Genomic DNA, 24,702 nt, shown 5'->3' with positions numbered 1-24,702 from the left:
TCCGACGCGGGGCGGAACGGTCGCGCACGGTGCGCCGGGCGGCGAGAAGCGGGCGCGCACGAGTCGGGAACCGCCGACGGAACGGGCGGCGCGGCCGCTGGGCGGGCGATAAACGGAGAAGTCGGCGTCGGTCGGCCGAAGGGTTACTCGTCGGCGTCGACCGCCACTTCGTCGGCGTCGACGTCCACGGACGCCTCCTCCTCGGCGGCGACCTCGCTCGGGCGCGCTTCGAGGGTCAGCTTCTGGACCTCGACGCGGCGGAGCGGGTAGATCTCCTTGGCGTCGCCGTAGATGGCCGACGAGAGGTTCCCGTCGACGATGGCGTCGACGAACGCCTCGAAGGTGCGCTCCTCGGCGGCGGCGTGGACCTTGTCGATCATCACGCGGCGGATCGCCTTCTCCTGGGAGCGGTCCGCCTTCTTCGTCGTCAGCGCGACGGGCTGGACGCGGATGCGGTAGTCGTCCGTCGTCAGCACCGTGATCGACGCCTCGACCTTCGAGGCGCCCCGGCGGACGAGCGAGCGCAGGTAGTCGCGCGTCAGCTCGTACTTGATGAACTCGGTGTACGCCGAGTCGCTGCCCACGTCGGTGATCTTGAAGGTCAGCTTCGTGTTGTTCGCGTTGGAGTCGCCCGTTAGCTCGTCGAGCGTCGTCGTGATCGTGCGGCCGACGACCTGCTGGGGCTCCTCGGCGAGGGTCTCGCCGAGCTCCTGCCGGTCGAACTGTTCGGGCGCCAGCACGGTGTACCAGCGCTTCTGTTCTCTGCTCTTGGATACGGATCGTTCGCTCATGTGTCGGGTTGTGTGTCGGTGTCGGTCGTCTGCGGTTCGTCTGCGGAGTCGAGGGAGTCGGCGTGCGCGGCGTCTGCGTCCGCGGCGTCGGGAGTCGCGGCGGCGTGGTCGCGTGCGCGGTCGATCACGCGGTCGGCGACCCGCAGGTTCACGAGGTGGTCGTCCAGCGTCGACTGGAGCCCGCCGGTTGTCGGCCGCTCGACCGCGCAGGCGACGACGTCGCCGTCGACGCGCGTGCGCATCGAGTCGGTCTCGTCCGGGGCGAGCGCGGCCGCGACCGTCACGGCGTCGGCGTGCTCGGTCCGGACCGTCGCGCTCCGTGCCGCGTCGGCGCGCGGCGAGGCGTCGCCCGCCATCTCAGATCGCCTCCCGGAGCGCGGCCAGCGCCGCCGTGGCGTCGGCGTCGACGGCGTCGTTCGCGTCCGTTGCGACCGAGACGCCGCCGCGTTCGGGGGTGCCCCAGCCGTCGCCGCCGACCTCGCCGGCGGCGGTCCGGCAGGCGTCGCCGACGTCGGTCGGCTCGCCGGCCGCGTCGCCCGACGCGTGGCCACCGCCGGTGGCGGCCACGGCCAGGCGGCCCGCGCCCTCGTCGAGCGCGACCGCGACGGGCTCCGGCGACCGGAAGTCCCGAACGAGCCGGGCGACCGTCGGGAGGACCGCCTCCGAGGCGTCGACGCGGGCGACGACGCAGCCGTCGTACCGGCCGACCGTCGCGGCGTCGAGCGCACGGTGGGCCGCCAGGCCGTGGCGGCGCCACGCGTCGAGCGCGCTCTTTCGGAGCGAGTCGTCCGGGTCGCTCGCGAGCGCGAGCGCGACGCCCGTCCCGGGCGCCTCCCGGGCGAGCGCGTCGAGCACGTCGGCGTAGCCGCCGACCGTTTCGAACGGGCCGTCCGTCGCGTACGGGCGGAGCGCGCGCTCGACCGCCGAGGCGGCGCGCTCGCTCGCGTCGTCGCCGTCGACGGCGTCGACCGCGACCAGCGACGCGAGCCGGCGGCGGTCGTCCGCGTCGGGGTCGGCCGGCAGCCCCAGCGGGGCGAGCGCGTCGCGCGCCGCCTCGGGGTCGCCGGAGTACCGCGTCGCCGCGAGCGTCGAGGCCGCGAGGGCCTCTGCCCGCGAGGGTGCGGCGCCCGCCTCTTGGTCGCCCGGCGCGCCGCCCGAGACCGGGAGCGCGACGCCGGGACGCCGCTCGACGCGGCCGGCCCGCTCCGCGGCGTCGAGCGCGTCGCCCGAGCCGTCGGCGCCGGGGATCGACCCGGCCGCGACGACGCCGGCGAGCGCGACCACGGGGTCGGGGTCGCTGCCGAGCGCGCGCGCGACCGCGAAGGCCGCCGTGCTGGCTGGGCGCCCCGTGCCGGGGATCGCGTGCGGCCCGCGGTCGACGCCGACGGTCACCGCGACGCCGTCGTCGGGGTCGGCTGGGACTGGGTCGGCGGCCACCCGCGCCTGGAACGGCGTGCCCGTCGCTCGGAGCGCTCGCGCGAGCAGCCCCGCGGCTGCCAGCGCGTCGCCGTCGTCGGTCGCGACGAGCCGGACGAACGGCGCGTCTGCGAGGACGCCGGCGAGCGCGTCGGGGGCGGGCGTGGCGGACGTCGCTTCGGTCATGGGTGGGTCTCGTGGGGTGTCGTCGCCGCGTCTCGCCGCGTTACTCCGCTAAGAGCTCGACGGCGTTCTCGTAGGTGTACGTGAACTCCTCGTCGAGCTCGTCGCCGCGGTAGTAGTTCGCGAGGCGGCGGATCTTCGACTCCGTGTTCTGGAGCGCGCGCTTGTTCTGGTGGTCCTGCCCGTTCTCCTCCATGTGCTCGCGCAGGCGGATCGCCTGCCGCATGAGGTTACGGAGGTCCTCCGGGAGGTCGGCGTCGGCGTCGTGCTCCTCGAGGATCTCGGTGACCTTCTTCCCGGTCGCCAGCTTCACGTCCGGGATCGGGACGCCCTTGACGCCCTCGTCGCGCAGCTTGAGGCCGATGACGCTGGGGTCGTGGCCCTGCTCCGCCAGTTCGACGACGCGGGACTCGATGTCCTCGGCGTCGACGTCGCTCCACTCCGGGGTCTCGTCCGTCGCCGGCTTGTCCGAACCGGACGAACCGCGACGGCGCGTGTGCATTCGTGCCATTGTCTGTCTGGTTGGAACGGCACAACCGCAACGTGACCGCGACTCCGCGCGGCGCGGCTACGGATCGCTCGCGGACCGAGCGATCCGACCGGACGGCCCGCGCGAGCGGGCCGCCCGACCGCGACGCCGGAGGCGTCGGGGCACTGCTACATTCCCAAGCCGCGGGCGAAAGGGCCCCGGCGAGTCGGATCTGCAGCTGTGCTGTTCCCGTGTGAGGGGTCGCCGTCGGGGTTCTTAAGCGTGTTCTTGTGGGGCGGAGCGTTCTCGCGGAGCGAAGCGGCGAGCGGGGTCGCGCTCCCGGCCGCCCTCGGTCCGCGCCGCTCGGGATTCTGTTCCGCGCGAGTTCTCCGCCGAAAGGAGGATTTAGGTGAGTCGTCGGTGTTCGGGGCGATGTGACCGACAGATGACCGAGACCAGCGACGGGGCTCCGCCGGCGACCGACGGCGGGGACCCGCCCGACGGTAGCGAGTTCGGCGTCGGCGACCAGGACGGCGACGGCCCGCGGATCGAGTTCCGCGGAGGCAAGTGGGCGAGCACGATCCCGCTCGCCTTCTTCATCCTCTGGGCCATCTTCCAGAGCGGTGTTCTCAGAGTCGGCGGCTCGGATGGACTGGTGATCGGTGCGCTGATCGGGACGATCCTCGGGATGTTCTTCGTTCGCGGGAGCTGGAAGACGTACGCGGACACCATATTCGAGGGGATGACCCAGCGCGTCGCCGCCACGGCGATCGTCGCGTGGCTGTGGGCCGGGATGTTCGCCGACACGCTCCAAGCCGGCGGATTCGTCAACGGACTCATCTTCGCCGCCGAGGCGTTGAACGTCAGCGGAGCGACGTTCCCGGCGGCCGCGTTCGTCCTCTGCGGGCTGCTCGCGACCGGGATCGGGACGGGGTACGGCGCGACCATCGCGTTCGTGACCCTGTTCTTCCCGGCCGGCGTGCTCCTCGGCGCGAACCCGGTGCTGCTGTTCGCCGCCATCCTCTCGGGCGCCGTCTTCGGCGACAACCTCGCGCCCGTCAGCGACACGACGATCGTGAGCGCGGTGACGCAGGACGCCGACATCGGCGGTGTCGTCGCCTCGCGGTTCAAGTACGCGATCCTCGCTGCGGTGCCGGCGTTCGTCGCCTACCTGATCATGGGTTCGGTGCTGCCGGGCGCGACCCTCGAGGGCGCGGCCGAACTCGACGCGGCCGCGGCGGGGTTGGTCCACCTGGGCTCGATGGGCGTCGTGATCGTCACGGCGGTCGCGGGCCGCCACATCGTCGAGGCGATCTCGTGGGGGATCGTCGTCGCCGTCGCGTCCAACCTCGTGTTCGGGCTCTCGTCGGTGAGCGACATCCTCGTGTTCACCGTGAGCGAGGCCGGGACGTTCACCTCGCTCCCGTTCGTCGCGGTCGGCGAGACCACGGGCGTTAGCGGAAGCCTCTACACGGGCGCGACTGGCTTCTTCCCGCTCATCGTGTTGACGCTTTTGATCGTGTCGATGGCGCAGATCATGATCCGCGGCGGCGGCTTCGAGGCGATCCTGGAGTTATTGTTGAATTCCGTCGCGACGACGGTCCGCCGCGCGGAGCTGACGATGGTCCTCGGCACCGCGACCATCAACGGGATGATCACGATCAACACCGCGGCCGAGATCGCGATCGCCCCGTATATCGCGCGGATCGGCGAGAAGTTCAACATCAACGGCTACCGCCGCGCGAACATCCTCGACGCCAACACCTCCGCGCTCGGCTACATCTTCCCGTGGGCGGGCGGCGTGCTAGTGGGTTACCAGGTGATGGTCGGCCCCGACGGCCTCGGCGCCGAGTACGGCCCCGAGATGGTCGTCAACCCCATCGAGGTCGTCCCGTACGTCTTCCACGGCTGGTTCCTCGTGGCGATATTCGTCCTCGCCGCGATCACCGGCTTCGGGCGGGAGTACATCCCCGACCGCGTCTCCGAGGAGGTGTCCCGCGCATGAGCGTCTTCGACAAGTTCCTCGCGGGCTGGTCGGCCCGCGGCCCGACGCCGGACTACGCGGCCGGCGACGTTCTCGAAGTGATGGTGACCGGCGAGGGGGGCGGCCCCGGCGAGGACGGCGACCACGTCGCCCGCATCGGCGACTCGACGCTCCGTATCGAGGGCGCGCCGCCGGACGCGGTGAACACCCGCGTGATCGTCGACGTGGAGTCGTGGGACGACGCGACTCACAGCGGCCGGGCGACCTACCGGAAGACGGTGGGCGAGAGCGCGTTCTAATCGGTAGCGAGGACGTATTTTTTCGAGGCCATCGCACCGGCAAGTCGCCCGTACATCGCTGCTTCCGAATCTGCGGCGAACCCTTTTGATCTCTCAGCCGCTCGCCTATAGCTAGTCGACTGCGGAGCGCCGACGAACATCTCCGAAGCCCCAGCCGCGAGGACTCGATGCGCTCGCTGTGGTCCTCGGCGCTCACTCCGTTCGCGCCTGCGGTCCTTACGTCGCGCGTCTTCGCCCTCGCGGCAGCGTGGCGCGTAGCGCCACGGGCAACCGGCGACTTCGTCGCCGGTGACTGCCCCTTCGAGTCCACCTACAGCACCGCAACCGCAGCCTCACACCTCCCCAGCCTCGTCGGCCTCCCTTCGGTCGGCCGACTCCCTCGCGCGTGCTCCTCGCGGCCGCCGGGGGCGGCCGCTCGCAGGCACGCGCCACCGCGGTTGTGTTTTTTTATATAGCAGATCGTTAGAACGGGGTTCAGCCGCCGCGAATCCGCGGGAACCGGGCCCGGACCGGGGCGCTTTTTATGACCACGCTCGAACTATCGGGTGTGCTATCGGTCGAGCTCCACGCGCACTCCGCGCTGTCGTACGACGGGCGCGACCCGGTCGACCTCCTCTTGGAGCAGGCGGCCGCGGTCGGGCTCGACGCGCTCGCCGTCACCGACCACGACGAGATCGACGCCAGCATCGAGGCGGCCAAGAAGGCCCCCGACTACGGGCTCGTCGGCATCGTCGGCATGGAGGTGACCTCGGCGGTCGGCCACGTCCTCGCGTTCGGCATCGAGGAGCGCGTCGAGAGCGGCCTCCCCTTCGACGAGACGCTCGACCGGATCCGCGACCAGGGCGGGATCGCGGTCGTCCCCCACCCCTTCCAGAAGTCCCGCCACGGCGTCGCCGCGCACATCAGCGACGAGCAGCTGGCGAGCGCCGACGCCCTCGAAGTGTACAACTCCCGGCTGTTCACCGGGCGCTCGAACCGCCAGGCCGAGAAGTTCGCCGTCCGCCACGGCCTGCCGATGACCGCCGGGAGCGACGCGCACATCTCCGAGATGGTGGGGCAGGCGGTGACCGAGGTCGGCGCCGACGAGCGCTCCGCCGCGGCGATCCTCGACGGCATCGCCGACGGCCGGACCAGCGTCGTCGGGAAGCGCACCCCGTGGCGCGTCTCGCTCCGCCAGTTCGGCGGGGGCGCGAAGCGCCGCGCGCTCCGCGCGCTCGACGCCCTCCGGTGACCGCGATGCCGGGCTCACCCGCCTCCGACCTCCGCGGCACCGACCCGGACCGCGTCCGGGCCGCGCTCCGCGACGCCGACCCCCTCCCGGGCGGGCGCGGCTTCGCCGGCCTGCTGGCCGACCCGCCGGACCGCGAGGGGCCGGTTCTGGTCCGCGACGCCCTCGGTCGGCAGCCGCTGTTCGCCGAGGCCGCGGCGCTCGATCCTGAGTCCGACCGCCGGCCGACGGAGCCCGGCGCGTGGGCGTTCGACCGGGCCGACCTCGACGACCCCGAGCCGGTTCCGGCCGGGAGCGTCGCCTCGGCGGCCGGGACGGAGCGCGTCTGGCGGCTGCCCGACGCGAGTCCGACCGCGGACCGCGACGCCGCGCTGGCGGCGGTCGACGACGCGGTGAGCGCGGCGCTCGACGACCTCGATGCCGCTCGATCCGCGGACGGCGCCGAGAGCGGCGGCGACCTCGCGGTCGCCTTCTCCGGCGGCGTCGACTCCGGGCTCGTCGCGGCCGCCGTGCCCGAGGCCTCCTGCTACGTGGCCGGCTTCGAGGGGAGCCACGACGTCGCCGCCGCGCGCGACGCCGCGGCGGCCATGGGCCGCGACCTGCGAGTGGTCGAGGTCACGCACGACGACCTCACGCGCGCCGTCCGCGCGGTCGCGGCCGCGACCGGCCGCCGGAACCCGATGGACGTCGCCATCGCGGTCCCGCTGTTCCTGACCGCCGAGGCGGCCGCCGCGGACGGGGTCGACCGGCTCGCGGTCGGGCAGGGCGCCGACGAGCTGTTCGGCGGCTACAGCAAGGTCGTCGACCCCGCCGAGGACCCCCGCGTCGAGGCCGACACCGTCCGCGGGGCGCGGACCGAGACCGTCCGCACGCTCCCCGCACAGCTGGAGCGGGACGTTCTCGCGCTCCGGGCCGCCGGCGTCGAGCCCGCGACGCCGCTGCTCGACGACCGGGTGGTCGCCGCCGCGCTGGCGCTCCCCGACGATCTGCTCGTCGACGGCGAGGAGCGGAAGGTCGCGCTGCGTCGGGTCGCGGCCGAGCGCGTCCCGGCGTCGGTCCACGCCGCGGACAAGAAGGCGGTCCAGTACGGGACGTACGTCTCCCGCGAGCTCGACCGGCTCGCGCGGCAAGCGGGCTTCAAGCGGCGGCTGGACGACCACGTCGGGAAGTACGTCGAGTCGCTGTGCGCCGACGAAAAACCGGCCGGTGAGGGCCGGAACTGACCAAGTCGCCGCGGGGAGTACCAGTCCTGCGGCCGACGCCCGATCGATCGGGCGTCTAGAGACAGATCTACGGGACAAGTATAAAATCCAGACAGTAGCGACAAATATGACACTCCCGAGCGCGGGTAGAAAACGATCGTCCGCGGACGGAGGCGATTACTGCCGAATCGAACCGACGGGGACGCGCTTTGCCGGAGAAAGTTCACGTCCATGCGGCGGTGACCGACGGGGGCGCACGCCCGGCGGGCACTCGTTCCGTCAGCGGACGAGGTACGGGTCGCTGCCGGCGATGAACCGTCCGAGGTCGCTCTCGCGGCGGAAGTCGGTCGACCGGAGCTCCCCGAGCGCGTCGACGAGCCGGTCGGCGTCGCCGTCCGTCCAGTCCGACGGGTCCTTGACCGGGACGACGAGCCACCCGGCGCCGAGCAGCTCCTCGCCGTGGAGCGCGTCCATGTCGACCTCGGTCTTCCAGGCCCGGGCGGTGTAGGTCTCAAGGACGTGTTCGGTCGCGCGCGCGCCGACCGGGAGCAGCACGTGGGCCGCGATGGCGCGGAGCTCCGCGTCGAAGAACCGCTCCATGTCGTCGTAGGCGTCGTCGTCCGGCGGCCCGTCGCTCTCGCACATGTGGAGGTACGAGAGGAACGTCCGGTCGGTCGAGACGGGGTCGACCGCGGTGGGGTCGCCGTCTGTCGCGACGCCGTCGGGGGCGACGCCCTCGGCGAGCCCGGCGATCAGTCCGGCCGACTGGAGCGTCGACAGGAACGCGGGCGACCACGGCTCGCCGGTGAACGGGACCGCGGCGGCGGTCCCGCCGTGGACGCCGGGGCGGTCGCCGACGACGTGGAAGTCGGCGTTGGCGTCGCCGTAGCCGGGGACGAACGAGGGGCAGTCGGGGCGCATCCCGAAGGGGTTCCGGATCCGGTCCGTGACGTTCTGCACGCGACCGGGTAAGCGCGCACGGCGTTAAATTCCGTTCGGTCCGGCGCGGGGCGGCGTGGCTGGTGGGGCGACGCGATCGGCGAGGCGGCGACGGACCCGCGCGAAGGGCGCCGATTCGAGGCGCACGAGCCGGCGTGGATTCGCATAAGTTACGAGAATAACTTCGGTCGGACCGGCTTGGGATACGCGACGATCCGCGCGAAACGGGAGAAATTTCAGAATCGTTAATTTACGACCGAAAAACGCGAGACTGCGTCCGGATCGTCTCGGCGCCGGCCACGGAAGATATTTATACATCCCCCGGTTGGGCTGGGGCAGAAGTCCAATGTTCGACCGCATCCGAACCGCGGCCCTCTTCGGGCTGCACCAAGCGACCGTCGCCGTCGGAATCTCGCTGTTTCCGGTGGCCGTCTTCGCGCGCCGACACCTCGGCGTCAACGTCCCCGTCGGCCGGCTCGTCGAGACCACAACCGAGGCGTGCGAGACCGCCGCCGAGGAGTGATCGGCCGGCCGTAGCCCCCGTTTTGCGACGTCGACCCGACGCCGAGCGACGGCGCCGTCGCGCCCCGCGGGCCCTCGCCGCGTCGCCGTTGTCGCCGAGACGCTCGTTAGGCCGCCGTCGGGCGGTCCCGACGCGGCGACGGATAGGCCCGTCGGAACCGGTCGGCGGCCCCCGAAGGGTTGCCTTTATCAGCGCGCCGGGCCAACGAGCGTGTAATGCGACCACCGACTGGCGACCTCTCCGACGGGCCGGCCGCCGACCTGGGCCGTGACCAGCCCGTCTTCGGACCGGAGCTCGGCGAGTTCGAACACAGCGACCGCCGCGCCGCGAAGGCGGAGGGCGAAGGCGAGATGAAGACCGGGACCACGACCGTCGGCATCAAGGCGGACGACGGCGTCGTGATGGCGACCGACATGCGCGCCTCCCTCGGCGGCATGGTCTCCTCGAAGGACGTCCAGAAGGTCGAAGAGATCCACCCGCGCGGCGCCCTGACCATCGCGGGCTCCGTCTCGGCGGCGCAGAACCTCATCTCGACGCTCCGCGCCGAGACGAGCCTCTACGAGGCCCGTCGCGGCAAGGACATGTCGATGGAGGCGCTGTCGACGCTGACCGGTAACCTCCTCCGCTCCGGGGCGTTCTTCGTCGTCCAGCCGATCCTGGGCGGCGTCGACGACGAGGGCGCGCACATCTACTCCATCGACGCCCTCGGCGGCACGACCGAGGAGGAGTACACCGTCACCGGCTCCGGGTCGCAGTACGCGCTCGGTGTCTTAGAGCAGGAGTACGACGACGAGGTCACGATCGACGAGGCGGAGACCATCGCCGCGAAGGCGATCCAGTCCGCCGTCGAGCGCGACCTCGCCTCCGGCAACGGGATCAACGTCGCGGTCGTCACCGACGACGGCGTCGACATCACCCGGTACAAGGACTTCGACGACCTCCTGTAAGGCCGACCCGGCGGCCCCGGCGACCGCTCCTCACTGCGATTTTCGACCGTCCGCGAGCGCCCGAGCTACCGCTCTATCGCGTCGCCGTCCGTTCGCACGCGAGTCCGACGCCCGACCGTACCGGACTCACCGGCCTACCGGATCACTGACCTACCGGACTCACCGCCGGAGCCCCGGCGGCGCGCGGATCCCGTCGCCCCAGTAGAAGCGCGGGCCGAGCAGGAGGTAGCCGGCCGAGAGGAACAGCAGCGCGAACGCGAACCCCTCGCCGATCCACGTCGGGAGCGCGTCCGTCGCCATGTGACCGGCGGGGGTGAGGATCACGGCGGCCTGGACCACGCCCATCACGAGCGCGTCCTGCGCGTGGAGGTCGGGGTACGTCACCGTCGACCCCATCAGCAGCGCGAACGCCGCCGTCGCCGCGACGAGGAGGAGCGGGGCGGTGTAGCCGGCGATGACGGCGGCCGCGAGCACGGTCGCCGCCAGCGTCGTCGGGACGCCGACCGTCTCGCGGGCGCCGTCCTCGTCGACCGTGTAGAGCCCGAGCCGGGCGACCGCGGCTGCGACGAACAGCGCGCCCGCGCCGACGCCGGCCGCGACGAGGGCGGGGTCCGCGGCGAACGACCGCCCGTCGCGAACGACCGCGGCCACGAGGGCGGCGGGCGCCACGCCGAAGGAGGCGACGTCGGCCAGCGAGTCGAGGTACGGGCCGGCGGGCGTCGACCCGCGGTGACGGGCGACGACCCCGTCGAGCCCGTCGGCGACCGCCGCGAGGAGCACGAGCCGGGCCGCGAGCGCGACGTCGACCGTCGCGGCGACGACGGCGAGGAAGCCGACGGCGGCGTTGGCCACGGTGACCGCGTCCGCGAGCCCCAGCCGCCGAGCGAACCGCAGAGGCATACCGTATCGGTCGACGAGCCGGGTTTTAGGGCTTGTTATCTCGTCGACCGTGGGCACGGTCGGCCCGCGCACAGGGACCGGCGCCCGGGCTCAGGGCACGTACCAGATGCCGCGCCCGAAGTCGAGCCACTCGCCGACCACGACGTGCGGCATCGCGATGACGCAGACGAAGATGGTGTAGAAGGCGACGGCACCGGAGAGGAGCGAGCCGCCGGCCAGCGGGTTCGGGGCGACGGTCCACAGGGCTGTGGCGACGCTCGCCGTGACCAGCGCGCCGACGACGAGGACCCCCCACGCGACGACGAGCGAGACGCCCTCCGTCCGGTCCGGCTGCTCGCGTTCGACGACCATGCTCCGCGCCGACTGCCGCATCGAGTACCACAGCGGGAAGTAGAGCCCGATGGCGACGACCACGGGCACCAGGGCGAAGTACGCGACGAGCAGCAGCGTCTCCGCGGCGTCGAGGAGCCACGAGCGGCTCACGCCGCCGGTCGCGCGCAGGCTGGTCACCAGCCCGCCGCCGAGGTGGGTGACCACGCCGAGCCCGAAGACCGCGCCCAGCGCCGTGGTGACCGTCTCCGGGTTCGAGGCGGCCGGTCCGGCCAACTGGCCGTCGAAGACGCCCAGCATGATGCCGGTGAACCCGTAGAACGTCTCAGTCCAGAAGACGGCGGGAACGATCATCACGGCGCCGCCGCGGATCAGGGCGGCGAGCGCCCGCTGCGGCTTGGTCGGGAGGTGCTCGGTCCCGACCAGCGCGTCCATCACGCGGAGGTCGCCGTGCCCGCCCTTCGCGACGGCCGTCCCGAACGCGAGCGCGAGCGCGGGCAGGGGCGCGAACACGAACAGCGCCACGAAGGAGGCGACGAACCCGAGGTACAGCGCCACGTACCGGGCGCCGAACGGGAGCCCCCGCCGTCGGAGGTTCGAGAAGTGTTCGTACCCGCCGTGCGGGAGGTTCAGCGCGACCATCCCGACGAGGTACGCGATCATCTGCGTCCGGAGCGACACGTCGGTGCCGACCGCGGACAGGGCTCCGAACCCGACCGCGAGCAGGAGCAACGCCGCGCGAGAGGCACCGATAGCCGTCCGTTCCGGTTCACCGATGAGTCGCCGCACCGGACTCGCCGTCGACGTCGACATGGGCGTATGTAGGGGCGTTACGGGGTTAGGGCCTCGTCGCCATTATTGGGTCTTTTATATACCGTCACGCGGCGCAGCGCGGGACGGAGATCCGAAACGGCGCTTCAGTACGTGTGGATCACTTCGCCGCAGCGCGTGCACTCGATCGTGTCCGCGCGGAACAGCCGCTCCTTCTTCTCGGTCGGTCCGTTACACTCGGGGCAGACGCCGAGGTTCCGGCCGTCGGCCACGCGCGCGGACAGGTCGAGGAACTGGTTCTCCAGCTTGTCGATCTGCTCCGACTGCTCTTCGACGACCGACCGGAGCTCCTCGATGGTCTCGTCGCGCTCCTCGACCGCGGTGGACAGCTCGTCGATGCGCTGCTCGTACTCGTCGATCGCCTCGACGTCGATGGTGACGTCGTCGGTCGCCTCCGCCTCGCGCTCCGCGGTGGTTTCCGTGGTCGATTCCGCTTCCGCCTCGGTCTCTTCGTCTGCCATACGACACCAGTGGGGCCCCAGGGTCATTACTTTCGGGCCGACAACGTCTCCATGCGGTCAGGGTTCGGGGACGATGGCGGGGGCAGATCCGCTCCCGCGACGCACCGCCCGCGGCCCGCGATACCTAACTGGGTTGGCATCGGTCTCAATAGAGTATATACTGTATCAAGATGTGGGTATGGACCCGATAGCGCTACAGGCGGGATACGACCTGCTCGGGGACGGTCGCCCCGAGACACTCTGGTTGGGAATCGGCACACTACTAATGCTCATCGGGACCTTCTACTTCATCGCCCGCGGTTGGGGCGTGACGGACAAGGAGGCCCGTGAGTACTACGCGATCACGATCCTCGTGCCGGGGATCGCATCGGCGGCGTACCTGTCGATGTTCTTCGGCATCGGGCTGACGACGGTCGAGGTCGCCGGGATGGCGGAGCCGCTCGAGATCTACTACGCCCGGTACGCGGACTGGCTGTTCACGACGCCGCTGCTGCTGCTCGACCTCGCGCTGCTCGCGAAGGTCGACCGCGTGACCATCGGGACGCTCATCGGCGTCGACGCGCTGATGATCGTCACCGGCCTCATCGGCGCGCTCTCGCACACGCCGCTCGCGCGTTACACTTGGTGGCTGTTCAGCACGATCGCGTTCCTGTTCGTGCTGTACTACCTCCTGACGAGCCTGCGTAGCGCGGCGAAGCAGCGCTCCGAAGAGGTGCAGTCGACGTTCAACACGCTGACCGCCCTCGTCGCCGTCCTCTGGACGGCATACCCGATCCTGTGGATCGTCGGGACCGAGGGCGCCGGCGTCGTCGGTCTCGGCGTCGAGACCCTGGCGTTCATGGTGCTCGACGTGACGGCGAAGGTCGGCTTCGGCTTCGTCCTGCTCCGCAGCCGCGCCATCCTCGGCGACACCGAGGCTCCCGAGCCGTCGGCCGGTGCCGACGCGCAGGCCGCGGACTGATCGGCAGGTCGCTCCGACGCGACCGAACAGCACGGTTCAACCGTTTCCAGCGTTCATTTTTCGACATGACTGACACTCCCACCGAACAGCCGCCAGTGACGAATACCCGATCCGTGGTCGGGCTGGCCGCGTGCGCCGTGATCGCGCTCGTCGGAATCTTCCTGATCCCGACGCTACAGGAGCCGAGCGGCGGACTGAACGTTCGGTTCTGGACGATGGTCGCCCTGGAACTGCTCGCCATGGTCGGGGTCGTCTACTTCGTCCTGAACCTCCACGAGGAGCCGGAGTAAGACGAGGTCCGGGGGCCGGCGAAGGCAGTGCCCGCCGACCCCTCACTCCGCCGGCGAGTCGCGTCCCACTCGCTCGGCGTCCGCGCGCCCGTCGCTCGTCGACGGCGACGTCTCGCGGAGCGCGCGCTCGAAGTGGTCGCGCCCGACGGTCGGGTCGGCCGGCGGCCCGTCGTCGACGATGGCGTCCTCGATGGCGAGCAGCCCGGCCTCGCGGACCAAGGCGGCGAGGTCGCCGCCGCTGTACCCGGCCGTGCGGTCGGCGAGGGAGTCGAGGTCGACGCCCGACGCCACCGGCATCTCTCGCGCGTGTATCCGGAGGATCTCGCGGCGCGCCTCGCGGTCCGGGAGCGGCGTCTCGACCGCCTTCTCGATGCGACCGGGGCGCAACAGCGCCTCGTCGATGTTATCCGGGCGGTTCGTCGCCGCGATCACCACCACGTCGGTGAGCGGCTCCAGCCCGTCGAGCTCGGTCAGCAGCTGCGACACCACGCGCTCGCCGGCGCCGGTGTCGTCGCCGCGGCGCTTCGGCGAGATGGCGTCGACCTCGTCGAAGAAGATCACCGCCGGCGCGTTCTCGCGCGCCGTGGCGAAGAGGTCGCGGACCGCCTGCTCGCTCGCGCCGACGTACTTGTCGAGCAGCTCGGGCCCGTTCACCGGGATGAAGTTCGCGTCGCTGAGGCTCGCCGCGGCCCGGGCGAGCAGCGTCTTCCCGGTGCCGGGCGGCCCGTACAGCAGCACGCCTGAGGGCGGGTCGATCCCCATCTCCGCGAAGCGGTCGGCGTACTCCAGGGGCCAGTACACCGCGCGCACCAGCTCGCGTTTGGCGTCGTCGAGGCCGCCGACCTCGTTCCAGCCGACCGCGGGAAACTCGACGGTGACCTCGCGGAGCCCGGTGGGCTCGACGTCGTCGAGCGCGGCCTCGAAGTCGGCCAGCCGGATCGCGGTCCGACCGTCGCGGCGGACCGCCCGCTCCAAGGCCGCGTCCACGAGGACGGCCAGGTCGGCGAACACGTAGCCGTTGAGCCGCGCGGCGACGCCCTCGAAGTCGACGTCCATCGCGAGGGGCGCGCCCTCGCAGAGCGCTTCGAGCGCGTCGCGCCGGTCGGCGGTCGTCAGGGGCTCGACCCCGATCTCGCGGTCGAACCGCCCGCCGCGGCGCAGCGCCGACGGCACGGCGCTCGGGTCCGTCGTCGCGCCGATCACGGCCGTCCGGTCCCCGTCGCGGAGCTCGTCGACGGTCGACCGGAGGCGGTCGGCGAGCGCGGAGCCCCCGCCGTCGTCGGCCCCGAGCGCCTCCAGATCGTCGAGGAGGACCACGGTCGGCTCCCCCGCGGAGACGGCGTCGACGACGCGGTCGAGCCCGTCCGACTGGTCGCTCGCGCGCTCGCCCCGGAGCCGGGCCGCGGAGGTGCGGACGAGCGACGCGTCGGTCGCGGCCGCGACGGCCTCGACGAGCGTCGTCTTGCCCGACCCGCGCGGTCCGTGGAGGAGCAGTCCGAGGGTCGGATGCCCGGCGGACGCGAACGCCTCGGCCGCGTCGAACCGGGTCGCGACGGCGTCGCGGAGACGCTCGAACGTCGCCGTCGCGACGAACCCGTCGCCGGGGCCGGTCTCCCCGGGGCGTTCGGAGACGACCGCGGCGTCCGCATCGTCGTCCGCGACGGTTATCTCGGTCGCGTCGTCGACGACCGCCGGCGAGGCGGGCGCCACGTCCCGCACGTCGAACCGGAGGGTGAGGGCGCCGCCGAGGCGCGTGACCTCGACCTCGTCGCCGACGGCGACCACGCGCCGGGCGAGCCGCCGGCGGATGGCGTCCTCGCTCCGCTCCACGTCGACCGACTGGCGGAGCCGCAGCGTGACCGACGACGCGACCGGGAGGTCCGAGACCGCCACCGTCGCGGTGTCGCCCGGCTCGACCCCGCCCGTCCGGCGGAGCCGCTCGGGGAGGAACACCGCCCGCGTCCCGTCGTCGACCGCGACGACCGGGGCGGCGACGCGGTGCGCGCCCGCGACGGTCACCGTGTCGCCGCGGCCGACCCCGAGGTCGTCGAGCACGGCCCGGGGGAGCCCGATCCGGTCTCCGGGGACCGACGTTGGCGGTTCTCTGACGGGGACGCGCACGCTCATGCTCCGTAAGTTCGTTCGCGGGACTCTGCGGCGGTGGTCGACACCATACGTCGATCTCACGCCCAGCGACCACAAAGTACCCACGGCCTAACTGGACAGTCGCGGACCGACGGTGACAGGCAGTCGTTAGATCGTATGTAAGGGATACTCGCAAGTAAGCGATCGAATAGATTTATTTCGGACGCAAAACCGCCAATGTACGATCTATTCGGGACACCGACCGCGCAGCCGGCGGCGATTCAGGTCCTCGGAAGACAGGTAAGCATTAACCCGTACGGGTGCGAACTGCTGCTCATGGCGAATGCTCGGGCGCTCCTCGTCCACCCGGAGGAGGGGAGCGATCGAATCGAGACTGCGCTCGGCGCCGCGGGGTTCGACGTGACGCGCACGGACACCGCGGCGTCCGCGGTCGCGAAGGCGACGACGGGCGAGTACGACTGCGTCGTCAGCGAGTACGCGCTGGCCGGCGACGACGGCGTGGCCCTCGCGACCGCGATCGAGGAGTCCGACGCCGGCGTACCCGTCGTGATGTTCACGGCGACCGACGAGGAGGGCGTGCCGGAGGCCGCCTTCGAGAACGGGGTCGACAGGTTCCTCCAGAAGAACGGGTCGGCGTCGATCGACCGGCTCGTCTCCGACGTGTCGACCGTCTGTTCCGGCGTCTCCGCCTCGGAGACCCGCCAGGACGTGTCGGACCACGAACCGACCGCGTCGGAGGTGACGCGGGCCGTCGAGGACGCGCCGATCGGGATCAGCATCAGCGACCCGGACCTCCCGGACTACCCGCTCGTGTACGTCAACGACGCCTGGGAGGAACACACCGGCTACCCGGTCGAGGAGGCGCTCGGTCGCAACCCGCGGTTCCTTCAGGGGCCGGGGACGGACCCGGAGACCGTCGACGAGATCGCGGAGGCGATCGGCAACGAGGAGGAGGTGACCGTCGAGATCCGGAACTACCGACGCGACGGCACCCCGTTCTGGAACGAGCTGACCGTCGCGCCCGTCTACGACGAGGACGGCGACCTCGCCCACTACGTCGGCTTCCAGAACGACATCAGCGACCGGAAGGAGGCGGAGCGGCTCGCCGAGGAGCGCGCCGAGAAGCTGGCGACCGAGCGGCGCTCGCTCGACAGGGTTCTCGGCCGGGTGAACGGCCTCCTCAGCGACATCAGCCGCATCCTCGTCGAGAACCGCGACTCGGGGGTCATCTCCGAGCGCGTCTGCGAGGTCATCGCCGGCGAGCCGGGGTACGCCGGCGGCTGGATCGGCGAGGTCTCGTCGGCGACCGGCCGGCTCGAGATCCGCGCGGCGAGCGGCGTGTCGGTCGAGCCGGGCGCGTCGTACGACGTCGCCGAGACGCCGGCGGAGGTACAGGAGGCGATCGAGACCGAGGAGCTCCACAGCGGGTCGATAGACGACGCCGCCGACGGGCCGCTCGAACCCAAGTCCGCTGGCGGCCGCCGGCTCCTCGTCGTGCCGCTCACGTACGGCGACCGGCAGTACGGCCTGCTGGGGATCTACGGCAACGGGGCGGACGTCCTGGCCCGCCGGGAGCGGCGGGTGTGTGAGTCGGTCGGGAAGATGATCGCGAACGGCCTCCACTCCATCGAGACGACGGAGATCCTCACCACCGACCGGGTGGTGGAGCTCGTGGTCGGGATCCGCGACGAGACCGCGGCGCTCGCGCGGATCGCGGACGCGGTCGGCGGGGAGGTAGTACACCTCGGGACGACGCGGCTCGAAGACGACGAGTGCGAGCTGTACTTCCGCGCCGACGGCGAAGGCCTGGACCTCGACGAGCTCGCGTCGCTCCCGCTCGTCGAGTCGATGCGGACCGTCTCGGAGACGAACGACGGCGTCAGCTTCGCCGTCACCGTCACCGACTCGCCGCCGCTCACCCAGCTGGCCGCTCACGGTGGCGTCGTCACCGAGGCGACGGCCACGGGCGACGAGGCGACCCTCACGATCGAGGCGCCGCCAGAGCACGACGTGCGGTCGATCCTCGACGTGTTCCGCGACGAGTACGAGGGCGTCGAGCTCCGGTCGCGCGTCGAGCGCGAGAGCCGCGACCGCACCGTCGCCGAGTTCGCCGCCGCGGTCGACGAGCGGCTCACCGACCGGCAGCGCGACGCGCTGAAGACCGCCGAGCTGAACGGCTACTTCGAGTGGCCGCGCCCGGTCGACGGCTCCGAGATCGCCGATCGGATGGGGATCACCCGACAGACGTTCCACCAGCACCTCCGCGCGGCCGAGCGGAAGCTGGTCGAGGCGTACGTCGACCCCCGGTCGGACGGATGACCCGAGCGTCGGCGGCCGATCGCGACGGCGCATGACCGACGGGGGCGACGCGGGCGGCGGCCCGTCCGTGGCGAGCGACGACCCGTTCGCCGCGAGCGACGCGGTCACCGTCGCGGCCGACCCGGGGGCGGTGTTCGCGTTCCTCGACGACCCCGAGAACCACGCGGCGATCACGCCCGGGCTCGCGGACGTGCGGGACGTCGAGCCGCTGGAGAACGGCGGGAAGCGGCTGGCGTACACCTATCGGATGGCGGGCCTCGGGATCGACGGCGAGATCGTCCAGACCGTCCACGATCCGCCCGAGCGTCATCGCTTCGAACTCCGCGGGCGCCTCACCGGCACCATCGACCTCCGGCTCGTCCCCGTCGAGGGCGGGACGGAGCTGACGTACGCCGCGACGTACGGCCTGCCGGAGAACGCGCTCACGAGGGTCGGCGCGCCCGTGATCCGCCGGTTCAACGAGCGGCAGCTCCGCGCGGCCCTGCGAAATGTCGCCGCGGAGTTCGAGGCGGACGAGTGAGGGGATCGACGGGGGCGCCGGGAGCGGACCGGGGGACGGCGTTGCGATCGGGGTGCCGGCGGGCGAACTATTAACCGTTCGATGGTCTAAGTGGCGGTATGGATCCGATCACCCTCCAAGCCGGACTCGGTCTCGGGCTCGTCGGCGTCGGTCTGCTGGCGCTGCTGCTCGTCGTCGTCACGCTCTGGCAGTCGTTCGAGATCGTCGACGCGTACGAGAAGAAGACGCTCACCGTCTTCGGCGAGTACCGCAAGCTGCTCGAACCCGGTATCAACCTCATCCCGCCGTTCGTCTCGCGGACGTACCCGTTCGACATGCGCACCCAGACGCTGGACGTGCCGCGGCAGGAAGCGATCACGCGGGACAACTCCCCCGTGACCGCCGACGCGGTCGTCTACATCAAGGTGATGGACGCCAAGAAGGCGTTCCTCGAGGTCGACGACTACAAGAAGGCCGTCTCGAACCTCGCGCAGACCACCCTGCGGGCCGTCCTCGGCGACATGGAGCTCGACGACACGCTGAACAAGCGCCAGGAGATCAACGCGAAGATCCGCAAGGAACTCGACGAGCCCACCGACGAGTGGGGGATCCGCGTCGAGAGCGTCGAGGTCCGCGAGGTCAACCCCTCGAAGGACGTCCAGCAGGCGATGGAGCAGCAGACCTCCGCCGAGCGCCGCCGGCGCGCGATGATCCTCGAAGCGCAGGGGGAACGCCGCTCCGCCGTCGAGCAGGCGGAGGGTGACAAGCAGTCGAACATCATCCGCGCGCAGGGGGAGAAGCAGAGCCAGATCCTGGAGGCGCAGGGGGACGCCATCTCGACCGTCCTCCGCGCCCGCTCGGCCGAGTCGATGGGCGAGCGCGCCATCATCGAGCGCGGCATGGAGACGCTCGAAGAGATCGGGAAAGGCGAGTCCACCACGTTCGTCCTCCCGCAGGAGCTCACCAGCCTCGTCGGCCGCTACGGCAAGGCCCTCTCCGGCTCCGACGTCCAGCAGATGGAGGGGCTCGACGGCAAGGAGTTCGACGCCGACACCCGGAAGATGCTCGGGCTCGACGACATCGACGAGATCCTCGGCCAGATCGAGGAGTCCGCGGAGATGAACGTCGAGGAGTTAGAGAAGGAGGCGGAGGCCGTGAAGGCGGGCGACGCCGGCGCGAACATCCGGTCCGCCGACGAGGTCATCCAGGAGATGGACGACGAGGAGGCGCCCGCCGAGGTCGAGAAAGAGGAGTAGATCGCCGCGAACCGCCGCCGAAGACCGCGTTTTCCGCCGGGGTCCTGTCACGAGCGAAGTGCTTTTGTCGCGGCGTAGGCTACTGGGACTGTGACAGAGGGGTTCGACGGGCAGAAGCGCGAGACGCTCCGACGGTTCGCCGCGGTCGGAGCGGCCGCGCCGTTCGTCGGGACCGCGAGCGCCGACGACGAGGGGGGCGACGGGAACGAGACGCGGGAAGCGATCCGCGGCTACGTGCCGACGACCCCCGGCGCGCACTTCTCGAAGCTCCGCGACGACCTCAGACTCGGCACCGGCGAGGCGCAGTACCACCTCCGGAAGCTGGAGGAGGCTGGCGCGATAGAGTCGGTGAAAGACGACGACTACCGGCGGTTCTTCCCCGCCGGCCGGTTCGACGAGACGGACAAGCGGGCGCTCGGCTACCTCCGCCGCGAGACGCCGCGGGGGATGATTCTCGCGCTGTTGCGCGACCCCGACGCGACGGGCGCCGACCTCGCGAGCGCCCTCGGCGTCTCGCGGCCGGCGATAAGCGCGGCGGCGGCCGACTTGGAGCGCGCCGGCCTCCTCGACCGGACCGACGGCTACGCGCTGACCGAGCCGGAGCGGCTGCTCACGCTCGTCGTCCGGTACGCCGACTCCTTCGACGCCGCCGCGGTCGCCGTCGCCGACGACGCGGCGTCGCTGGTCTCGTACGACCCCTGATCCGCGCGGCCGGCCGTCAGGCCGTCACCATCCACGTCGTCCCCGACGAGTAGCCCCACTTCTCGACGTCGATGTCGGTGGCCGCGTCGGCGACGGCGCTCATGTTCGCGCCGACCTCCTTCGCGGAGAGACCGAGGTCGTCGGCGATCAGCCGCGACTTGAAGTACGTCCGGTCGCCCGCGTTCTCGCGGAGGTACCGCAGGATCCGCGACTGTTTCGCGGAGAGGCCGCTCGATTCGACTGCGACCGCGTCCAACTGGGCAGTGCTCATACCCGACCCACGCCGGCGTCCGACATAAGCCGGTTGGTAGACGGGGTTAACACGCCGCTGTCGTGCGGTTTCGTCCCGGAACGGGAGCGAGAGCGCCGCCCCGCGACCGCGTTTGGGTACGGTGTTCGAACCGCGCCGACCGCCGGCGGCGGCGCCGCGAGCCGCTCAGTACAGGTCCGAGACGAACGGGCCGAGCGCGCCGCTCACGCCGGCGGCGAGCGCCTCGGCCCGGTCGACGCGGCCGGCGGTGAGCGCGCCCGCGGCGCCGCCCCGCTCCGCGACGCCCTCGGTGTCGAGGAGGTCGTCCATCACGGGGCCGAGCTCGGCCCCGTCGGCGAGGCGGGCGGCGACGCTCGCCGGGAGCGCGAGGCTCGGGCCGGCCCCGCGGCCGACGCGGTCGCCGTCGGTCACCGCCGCCCACATGATCAGGTAGCGGTCGTCGGTCCCGTCGAACCCCGCGACGCCGCCCTCGACGCCGACGCCGAGGTCGAACGCCGCGGCCTCGCCGTCGCTCGGCGCCGCTTCGAGGACGGCCGCGGCCCGGTTCTCGGCGCCGGCGATCGTCTCCGCGTGGCCCCGAGGCTGTTCGCTCACGTCGGAGTCGACGGGGACCGACTCGATGGCGACACCCGTCGGGGCGCCGGGGAGATCGGCGTCCGCCGCCGATCCGAGGGCCAGTTCGACCGCGCGCCGCTTCACCGGGTTGCCGCTGCCGACGCCGACTCGCAGGGTCGTCATGGTCGGCCGTCGTCGCCCGGGGTCGAAAACGCGTCGGGATGGAGCAGCCGCGCCAGGCGCTCGACGCCGTCGACGAGGGCGGGGCTCGGCTGGTTGAGCAGGGAGTCGTCGACGACGTGAACGGGGGCGTCGATCCAGTCGCGCGCCGCGACGGCCGCGGGGTCGACGCGGTCGCCGCGCCCGCAGACGTGGACGACAACGTGATCCGGGTCGGCGCGCGAGACGGCGGCGGGGTCGACCTCGCGGGAGCGCTCGCCGGGGTCGACGAACGGGTAGCGCCCGCCCGCGGCGCGGACGGCGTCGGGGACCCAGTTGCCGGCCGCCATCGGCGGGTCGGACCACTCCTCGCAGTACGCGGTCGGGCGGGGGCGGTCGGCGACGGCCTCGGCGATCCGGTCGAGGCGCTCGCGAGCGTCGGCGGCGAGTCGCTCCCCGGCCTCGGGGCGGCCGACGTCGCTCCCCCGGGCGGCGAACCCGTCGAGGGCGTCGTCGAGGGTCGCCGGCTCGCGGTGCGCGACGTCGAGGCCGCGCTCGCGACAGCCGTCGGCGAGGTCGGCCTGGAGCCCGTCGCTCGTGAGGACGACGTCGGGGTCGAGGTCGACGACGCGGTCGAGGTCTGGGTTCAGCCAGCCGCCGACGGCGGTCGGAGCGTCGGCGCCGTGCGCGAACCCGGCGTTCGGGGCCTCGGAGAGGTCGCAGTGGGCGGTGACGCCGACGAGGCGGTCGGCCCCGCCGAGCGCGGCGACCGTCGCGGTCGCGCTCGGCGCGAGCGAGACGACGCGGGGCGCGGACATAGGAATCGCTCCGGGCGCGACCGTGTCAACGGTTTCGGTCCCGGGGGCCGCGGGAGGCGGGGTTCGAGGGCGCGTGACGGCGCGTCGCCGTCGACTGCGAGAGCGGCGAAAACGCGTGATAGATCGTGTCTTTTCGCCGGGATTCGAGCGACACGTTCCGGTCGTTTTAAGTTGTGTTCTGCCGACGGTAAACCAAGATCGCTCTCGGGCAGTTTCAGTTTCCGGGGGCAACCGAGCTATGAGTGAACGACTACACACACGGGGGAGTCGCTCCCGAACGGAGACGAACGAGGAGGAATCGGAGAGCACCGACGAGACGCTGAGCTGCCCGGAGTGCGGCGGCCACGTCATCAACGACGAGGAGCACGGCGAGACGGTCTGTAGCGACTGCGGCCTCGTCGTCGAGGCGGACTCGGTCGACCGCGGCCCGGAGTGGCGCGCGTTCGACTCCCGCGAGAAGGACGAGAAGAGCCGCGTCGGCGCCCCGACCACGAACACGATGCACGACAAGGGGCTCTCGACGAACATCGACTGGCGCGACAAGGACGCGTACGGCCGCTCGCTCGGCGCGCGCCAGCGGCAGAAGATGCAGCGGCTCCGCAAGTGGAACGAGCGCTTCCGCACCCGCGACTCCAAGGAGCGCAACCTCAAGCAGGCGCTCGGCGAGATCGACCGCATGGCCTCGGCGCAGGGCCTCCCGGACAACGTCCGCGAGACCGCGTCGGTCATCTACCGCCGCGCGCTCGACGAGGACCTCCTCCCCGGCCGCTCCATCGAGGGCGTCTCCACCTCCTGCGTGTACGCCGCCGCCCGGATGGCCGGCGTCCCGCGCTCGCTCGACGAGATCGCCGACGTGTCGCGCGTCGAGAAGGCGGAGATCGCCCGGACGTACCGGTACGTCGTCCGCGAGCTCAAGCTCGAAGTGAAGCCGGCCGACCCCGAGCAGTACGTCCCTCGGTTCGCCTCCGACCTAGAGCTCTCCGAGGAGTCCGAGATGCGCGCGAAGAGCCTCCTGCGCAACGCCAAGGAGAAGGGCGTCCACTCGGGCAAGTCGCCGGTCGGCCTCGCCGCGGCCGCCGTCTACGCCGCCGCGCTGCTCACGAACGAGAAGACGACGCAGGCGGCCGTCTCGGAGGTCGCCGACATCTCCGAGGTCACCATCCGGAACCGCTACCACGAGCTGCTGGAGGCCGAGGACGGCCTCGTCGCGTAACTCGCGCGCTCTTCCTCGATTCCCCGCTCCCGCGGGCTCCCGCCAACCCGACCAGCTAAGTCCCCGCCCGCGGAACGCCCGCCTATGTTCGAGGAGTACGTTCTCGCCGCGAGCACGGCGGACCTCTCGGCGGAGCCGGCCGCCCGCGAGCACGCCGACGCCGTCGAGTTCCGGATGGACCTCGCGAGCGACCCGCTCGACCAGCTGACGGGCTACGACGGCGAGCTCCCGCTGCTCGTCACGAACCGGGCGTCGTGGGAGGGCGGCGAGGCCGAGGGGCTCGGCCGCTACGACGCGCTCTCGGACGCGATCGGTCGCGACGCCGTCGCCGCGGTCGACGTCGAGCTCGCCGCGCTGCGCGGGACGCACCCGGACCCGGCCGAGGCGTCGCACGCGACCGCGCTGCGCGAGGCGGCCCGCGAGGCCGGCGTCGCGGTCGTCGCGTCCGTCCACGACTTCGAGTCGACGCCCGAGCCCGCCGCGCTGGTCGACCTCCTCGCCGACGCCGCGAGCGAGGGCGACGTGGGGAAGCTGGCGACGACGGCGACGGCGCCGGGCGACGCGCTCGCGATGATCGAGGCGACCCACGAGGCGACCGCGGCGGGCCACCGCGTCGCGACGATGTGCATGGGCGAGCCGGGCCGGCACACCCGCGCGGTCACCCCGCTGTACGGGTCGAAGATCGGCTACGCGCCCGTCGACGCCGCGGACGCGACCGCGCCCGGACAGTACCCGCTCGCGACGCTCAGGGAACTCGTCGACGGGCTGCGAGCGGTCGACTCGGAGGCGTAGGGAGTCGCCGCTCGGTCGAACGGGACGAATATTTTTCACCGGCGCCGTCGAACCTGATGGGTGAGATGGCCCTCCTCCGATCGAATCAGTCGCCGCGGGTCTCCGCGTTCGGCCTCCTGATCGCCCTCGTCGCGGTCGTCGGAACCCGCTTCCTCGGCTGGGAGTGGGGGTCCGGCCGGCTCGTCCCGACCCTCGTCGGCGTCGCCGTCGCCGGGGTCGCCGTCGCGGTCGTCGCCGCGCGGCTGCTGGACTGAGCGA

Annotated in this window: 27 protein-coding genes; 15 read left to right on the top strand and 12 right to left on the bottom strand. The window is 71.9% G+C overall.

Translation table 11 applies throughout. The features are described 5' to 3' along the window. Positions 1-143: 143 nt before the first annotated feature. Genes EXE48_RS01045 through EXE48_RS01030 form a run of 4 tightly spaced genes read right to left on the bottom strand, consistent with a single transcriptional unit; the run spans position 144 to position 2,901 of the window. Positions 144-791 (bottom strand): 30S ribosomal protein S3ae, encoded by a 648-nt coding sequence (locus EXE48_RS01045; RefSeq protein WP_121561797.1) that lies wholly within the window; start codon positions 789-791, stop codon positions 144-146. After that, complete coding sequence (locus tag EXE48_RS01040; RefSeq protein ID WP_137710598.1) at positions 788-1,147, bottom strand: KEOPS complex subunit Pcc1; 360 nt, start codon at positions 1,145-1,147, stop codon at positions 788-790. Before EXE48_RS01040 ends, EXE48_RS01045 begins: the two co-directional genes overlap by 4 nt. Position 1,148: 1 nt before the next feature. Next, positions 1,149-2,393, bottom strand: coding sequence for an exonuclease RecJ (locus EXE48_RS01035; RefSeq protein WP_137710597.1), 1,245 nt, complete (start codon positions 2,391-2,393; stop codon positions 1,149-1,151). Between the two features lie 40 nt (positions 2,394-2,433). Continuing rightward, positions 2,434-2,901 carry a 30S ribosomal protein S15 gene (locus EXE48_RS01030; protein ID WP_053771655.1) on the bottom strand — a complete coding sequence of 156 codons (468 nt, stop codon included), beginning with the start codon at positions 2,899-2,901 and terminating at the stop codon, positions 2,434-2,436. A gap of 403 nt (positions 2,902-3,304) precedes the next feature. Between EXE48_RS01030 and EXE48_RS01025 the strand changes: the two genes are divergently transcribed. The 4 genes from EXE48_RS01025 (at position 3,305) to EXE48_RS01010 (ending at position 7,593) form a co-directional block, all read left to right on the top strand. After that, entirely contained in the window at positions 3,305-4,864 is a 1,560-nt protein-coding gene (locus EXE48_RS01025) for a Na+/H+ antiporter NhaC family protein (RefSeq protein WP_053771656.1), read from the top strand. Next, positions 4,861-5,142: a DUF7513 family protein gene (locus EXE48_RS01020; protein ID WP_121599193.1), complete on the top strand. Its 282-nt coding sequence runs from the start codon at positions 4,861-4,863 to the stop codon at positions 5,140-5,142. Before EXE48_RS01025 ends, EXE48_RS01020 begins: the two co-directional genes overlap by 4 nt. A gap of 547 nt (positions 5,143-5,689) precedes the next feature. Then, on the top strand, positions 5,690-6,373 hold the full coding sequence (locus EXE48_RS01015) for a PHP domain-containing protein (protein WP_121599194.1): 684 nt from the start codon (positions 5,690-5,692) through the stop codon (positions 6,371-6,373). A gap of 5 nt (positions 6,374-6,378) precedes the next feature. Further along, entirely contained in the window at positions 6,379-7,593 is a 1,215-nt protein-coding gene (locus tag EXE48_RS01010) for an asparagine synthase C-terminal domain-containing protein (RefSeq protein WP_137704779.1), read from the top strand. Positions 7,594-7,851: 258 nt separating this feature from the next. On the opposite strand, the gene EXE48_RS01005 is transcribed toward EXE48_RS01010, so the two are convergent. Then, positions 7,852-8,532, bottom strand: a complete 681-nt coding sequence (locus tag EXE48_RS01005) for a uracil-DNA glycosylase family protein (protein WP_137710596.1) — start codon at positions 8,530-8,532, stop codon at positions 7,852-7,854. A 325-nt stretch (positions 8,533-8,857) separates the two neighbouring features. Between EXE48_RS01005 and EXE48_RS18620 the strand changes: the two genes are divergently transcribed. Continuing rightward, on the top strand, positions 8,858-9,034 hold the full coding sequence (locus EXE48_RS18620) for a hypothetical protein (protein WP_167551900.1): 177 nt from the start codon (positions 8,858-8,860) through the stop codon (positions 9,032-9,034). A gap of 215 nt (positions 9,035-9,249) precedes the next feature. After that, positions 9,250-9,981, top strand: coding sequence for an archaeal proteasome endopeptidase complex subunit beta (psmB, locus tag EXE48_RS01000; RefSeq protein ID WP_137704777.1), 732 nt, complete (start codon positions 9,250-9,252; stop codon positions 9,979-9,981). A gap of 159 nt (positions 9,982-10,140) precedes the next feature. Here the strand turns inward: psmB and EXE48_RS00995 are convergent, their stop codons facing one another. The 3 genes from EXE48_RS00995 to EXE48_RS00985 form a co-directional block, all read right to left on the bottom strand. After that, complete coding sequence (locus EXE48_RS00995) at positions 10,141-10,881, bottom strand: protein sorting system archaetidylserine synthase (protein WP_121599197.1); 741 nt, start codon at positions 10,879-10,881, stop codon at positions 10,141-10,143. A 90-nt stretch (positions 10,882-10,971) separates the two neighbouring features. Continuing rightward, positions 10,972-12,024, bottom strand: a complete 1,053-nt coding sequence (locus EXE48_RS00990; protein ID WP_121599198.1) for a Brp/Blh family beta-carotene 15,15'-dioxygenase — start codon at positions 12,022-12,024, stop codon at positions 10,972-10,974. Between the two features lie 104 nt (positions 12,025-12,128). Further along, positions 12,129-12,503 (bottom strand): SlyX family protein, encoded by a 375-nt coding sequence (locus tag EXE48_RS00985; RefSeq protein ID WP_053771663.1) that lies wholly within the window; start codon positions 12,501-12,503, stop codon positions 12,129-12,131. A 178-nt stretch (positions 12,504-12,681) separates the two neighbouring features. On the opposite strand from EXE48_RS00985, the gene EXE48_RS00980 reads away from it, so the two are divergent. Continuing rightward, on the top strand, positions 12,682-13,464 hold the full coding sequence (locus EXE48_RS00980) for a bacteriorhodopsin (protein ID WP_077152273.1): 783 nt from the start codon (positions 12,682-12,684) through the stop codon (positions 13,462-13,464). Positions 13,465-13,529: 65 nt separating this feature from the next. Then, a complete protein-coding gene (locus tag EXE48_RS00975; RefSeq protein ID WP_053771665.1) occupies positions 13,530-13,754 on the top strand; it encodes a hypothetical protein in 225 nt (74 codons plus the stop codon). A 42-nt stretch (positions 13,755-13,796) separates the two neighbouring features. On the opposite strand, the gene EXE48_RS00970 is transcribed toward EXE48_RS00975, so the two are convergent. Further along, positions 13,797-15,881 (bottom strand): AAA family ATPase, encoded by a 2,085-nt coding sequence (locus EXE48_RS00970; RefSeq protein ID WP_137710595.1) that lies wholly within the window; start codon positions 15,879-15,881, stop codon positions 13,797-13,799. 294 nt (positions 15,882-16,175) lie between these two features. Here EXE48_RS00970 and EXE48_RS00965 point away from each other — a divergent pair, with 294 nt between their 5' ends. The 4 genes from EXE48_RS00965 (at position 16,176) to EXE48_RS00950 (ending at position 20,636) form a co-directional block, all read left to right on the top strand. Further along, a complete protein-coding gene (locus EXE48_RS00965; protein WP_121599199.1) occupies positions 16,176-18,179 on the top strand; it encodes a bacterio-opsin activator domain-containing protein in 2,004 nt (667 codons plus the stop codon). 31 nt (positions 18,180-18,210) lie between these two features. Continuing rightward, entirely contained in the window at positions 18,211-18,699 is a 489-nt protein-coding gene (locus EXE48_RS00960) for an SRPBCC family protein (protein WP_121599200.1), read from the top strand. Between the two features lie 98 nt (positions 18,700-18,797). Further along, positions 18,798-19,934, top strand: coding sequence for an SPFH domain-containing protein (locus EXE48_RS00955; RefSeq protein ID WP_053771669.1), 1,137 nt, complete (start codon positions 18,798-18,800; stop codon positions 19,932-19,934). Between the two features lie 90 nt (positions 19,935-20,024). Next, positions 20,025-20,636, top strand: coding sequence for a winged helix-turn-helix transcriptional regulator (locus EXE48_RS00950; RefSeq protein ID WP_121599201.1), 612 nt, complete (start codon positions 20,025-20,027; stop codon positions 20,634-20,636). A 16-nt stretch (positions 20,637-20,652) separates the two neighbouring features. On the opposite strand, the gene EXE48_RS00945 is transcribed toward EXE48_RS00950, so the two are convergent. The 3 genes from EXE48_RS00945 to EXE48_RS00935 form a co-directional block, all read right to left on the bottom strand. Continuing rightward, on the bottom strand, positions 20,653-20,907 hold the full coding sequence (locus EXE48_RS00945; protein WP_053771671.1) for a DUF7123 family protein: 255 nt from the start codon (positions 20,905-20,907) through the stop codon (positions 20,653-20,655). A 165-nt stretch (positions 20,908-21,072) separates the two neighbouring features. Beyond that, positions 21,073-21,645, bottom strand: a complete 573-nt coding sequence (locus EXE48_RS00940) for a DUF84 family protein (protein WP_121599202.1) — start codon at positions 21,643-21,645, stop codon at positions 21,073-21,075. Further along, on the bottom strand, positions 21,642-22,439 hold the full coding sequence (locus EXE48_RS00935) for a cobalamin-binding protein (protein WP_053771673.1): 798 nt from the start codon (positions 22,437-22,439) through the stop codon (positions 21,642-21,644). The genes EXE48_RS00940 and EXE48_RS00935 overlap by 4 nt, the downstream gene beginning before the upstream one ends. Positions 22,440-22,677: 238 nt before the next feature. Here EXE48_RS00935 and EXE48_RS00930 point away from each other — a divergent pair, with 238 nt between their 5' ends. From EXE48_RS00930 to EXE48_RS00920, 3 genes are all read left to right on the top strand, one after another. After that, positions 22,678-23,652, top strand: a complete 975-nt coding sequence (locus EXE48_RS00930) for a transcription initiation factor IIB (RefSeq protein ID WP_004596489.1) — start codon at positions 22,678-22,680, stop codon at positions 23,650-23,652. Positions 23,653-23,736: 84 nt separating this feature from the next. Further along, positions 23,737-24,444: a type I 3-dehydroquinate dehydratase gene (locus tag EXE48_RS00925; protein WP_053771674.1), complete on the top strand. Its 708-nt coding sequence runs from the start codon at positions 23,737-23,739 to the stop codon at positions 24,442-24,444. A gap of 65 nt (positions 24,445-24,509) precedes the next feature. Next, complete coding sequence (locus EXE48_RS00920; RefSeq protein ID WP_137710594.1) at positions 24,510-24,698, top strand: multidrug transporter; 189 nt, start codon at positions 24,510-24,512, stop codon at positions 24,696-24,698. Positions 24,699-24,702 lie beyond the last annotated feature (4 nt).

It is taken from the genome of Halorubrum sp. ASP1, assembly GCF_005435135.1.
GTDB classification, from domain to species: domain Archaea; phylum Halobacteriota; class Halobacteria; order Halobacteriales; family Haloferacaceae; genus Halorubrum; species Halorubrum tropicale.
The sequence above is the reverse complement of the archived record's forward strand: the minus strand, read 5'-3'. Positions and strand labels throughout refer to the sequence as shown.

What these genes read in the sequence shown, in the direction of transcription:
- EXE48_RS00980 (WP_077152273.1), top strand. Translation starts at nt 12,682, where the DNA reads ATGGACCCGATAGCGCTACAGGCGGGATACGACCTGCTCGGGGACGGT.
- EXE48_RS00945 (WP_053771671.1), bottom strand. Translation starts at nt 20,907, where the DNA reads ATGAGCACTGCCCAGTTGGACGCGGTCGCAGTCGAATCGAGCGGCCTC.
- psmB (WP_137704777.1), top strand. Translation starts at nt 9,250, where the DNA reads ATGCGACCACCGACTGGCGACCTCTCCGACGGGCCGGCCGCCGACCTG.
- EXE48_RS01040 (WP_137710598.1), bottom strand. Translation starts at nt 1,147, where the DNA reads ATGGCGGGCGACGCCTCGCCGCGCGCCGACGCGGCACGGAGCGCGACG.
- EXE48_RS00955 (WP_053771669.1), top strand. Translation starts at nt 18,798, where the DNA reads ATGGATCCGATCACCCTCCAAGCCGGACTCGGTCTCGGGCTCGTCGGC.
- EXE48_RS00960 (WP_121599200.1), top strand. Translation starts at nt 18,211, where the DNA reads ATGACCGACGGGGGCGACGCGGGCGGCGGCCCGTCCGTGGCGAGCGAC.
- EXE48_RS00940 (WP_121599202.1), bottom strand. Translation starts at nt 21,645, where the DNA reads ATGACGACCCTGCGAGTCGGCGTCGGCAGCGGCAACCCGGTGAAGCGG.
- EXE48_RS01020 (WP_121599193.1), top strand. Translation starts at nt 4,861, where the DNA reads ATGAGCGTCTTCGACAAGTTCCTCGCGGGCTGGTCGGCCCGCGGCCCG.
- EXE48_RS00985 (WP_053771663.1), bottom strand. Translation starts at nt 12,503, where the DNA reads ATGGCAGACGAAGAGACCGAGGCGGAAGCGGAATCGACCACGGAAACC.
- EXE48_RS00925 (WP_053771674.1), top strand. Translation starts at nt 23,737, where the DNA reads ATGTTCGAGGAGTACGTTCTCGCCGCGAGCACGGCGGACCTCTCGGCG.
- EXE48_RS00920 (WP_137710594.1), top strand. Translation starts at nt 24,510, where the DNA reads ATGGCCCTCCTCCGATCGAATCAGTCGCCGCGGGTCTCCGCGTTCGGC.
- EXE48_RS01025 (WP_053771656.1), top strand. Translation starts at nt 3,305, where the DNA reads ATGACCGAGACCAGCGACGGGGCTCCGCCGGCGACCGACGGCGGGGAC.
- EXE48_RS00970 (WP_137710595.1), bottom strand. Translation starts at nt 15,881, where the DNA reads ATGAGCGTGCGCGTCCCCGTCAGAGAACCGCCAACGTCGGTCCCCGGA.
- EXE48_RS18620 (WP_167551900.1), top strand. Translation starts at nt 8,858, where the DNA reads ATGTTCGACCGCATCCGAACCGCGGCCCTCTTCGGGCTGCACCAAGCG.
- EXE48_RS01030 (WP_053771655.1), bottom strand. Translation starts at nt 2,901, where the DNA reads ATGGCACGAATGCACACGCGCCGTCGCGGTTCGTCCGGTTCGGACAAG.
- EXE48_RS01045 (WP_121561797.1), bottom strand. Translation starts at nt 791, where the DNA reads ATGAGCGAACGATCCGTATCCAAGAGCAGAGAACAGAAGCGCTGGTAC.
- EXE48_RS00990 (WP_121599198.1), bottom strand. Translation starts at nt 12,024, where the DNA reads ATGTCGACGTCGACGGCGAGTCCGGTGCGGCGACTCATCGGTGAACCG.
- EXE48_RS00995 (WP_121599197.1), bottom strand. Translation starts at nt 10,881, where the DNA reads ATGCCTCTGCGGTTCGCTCGGCGGCTGGGGCTCGCGGACGCGGTCACC.
- EXE48_RS01035 (WP_137710597.1), bottom strand. Translation starts at nt 2,393, where the DNA reads ATGACCGAAGCGACGTCCGCCACGCCCGCCCCCGACGCGCTCGCCGGC.
- EXE48_RS01010 (WP_137704779.1), top strand. Translation starts at nt 6,379, where the DNA reads ATGCCGGGCTCACCCGCCTCCGACCTCCGCGGCACCGACCCGGACCGC.
- EXE48_RS00975 (WP_053771665.1), top strand. Translation starts at nt 13,530, where the DNA reads ATGACTGACACTCCCACCGAACAGCCGCCAGTGACGAATACCCGATCC.
- EXE48_RS00965 (WP_121599199.1), top strand. Translation starts at nt 16,176, where the DNA reads ATGGCGAATGCTCGGGCGCTCCTCGTCCACCCGGAGGAGGGGAGCGAT.
- EXE48_RS00930 (WP_004596489.1), top strand. Translation starts at nt 22,678, where the DNA reads ATGAGTGAACGACTACACACACGGGGGAGTCGCTCCCGAACGGAGACG.
- EXE48_RS00935 (WP_053771673.1), bottom strand. Translation starts at nt 22,439, where the DNA reads ATGTCCGCGCCCCGCGTCGTCTCGCTCGCGCCGAGCGCGACCGCGACG.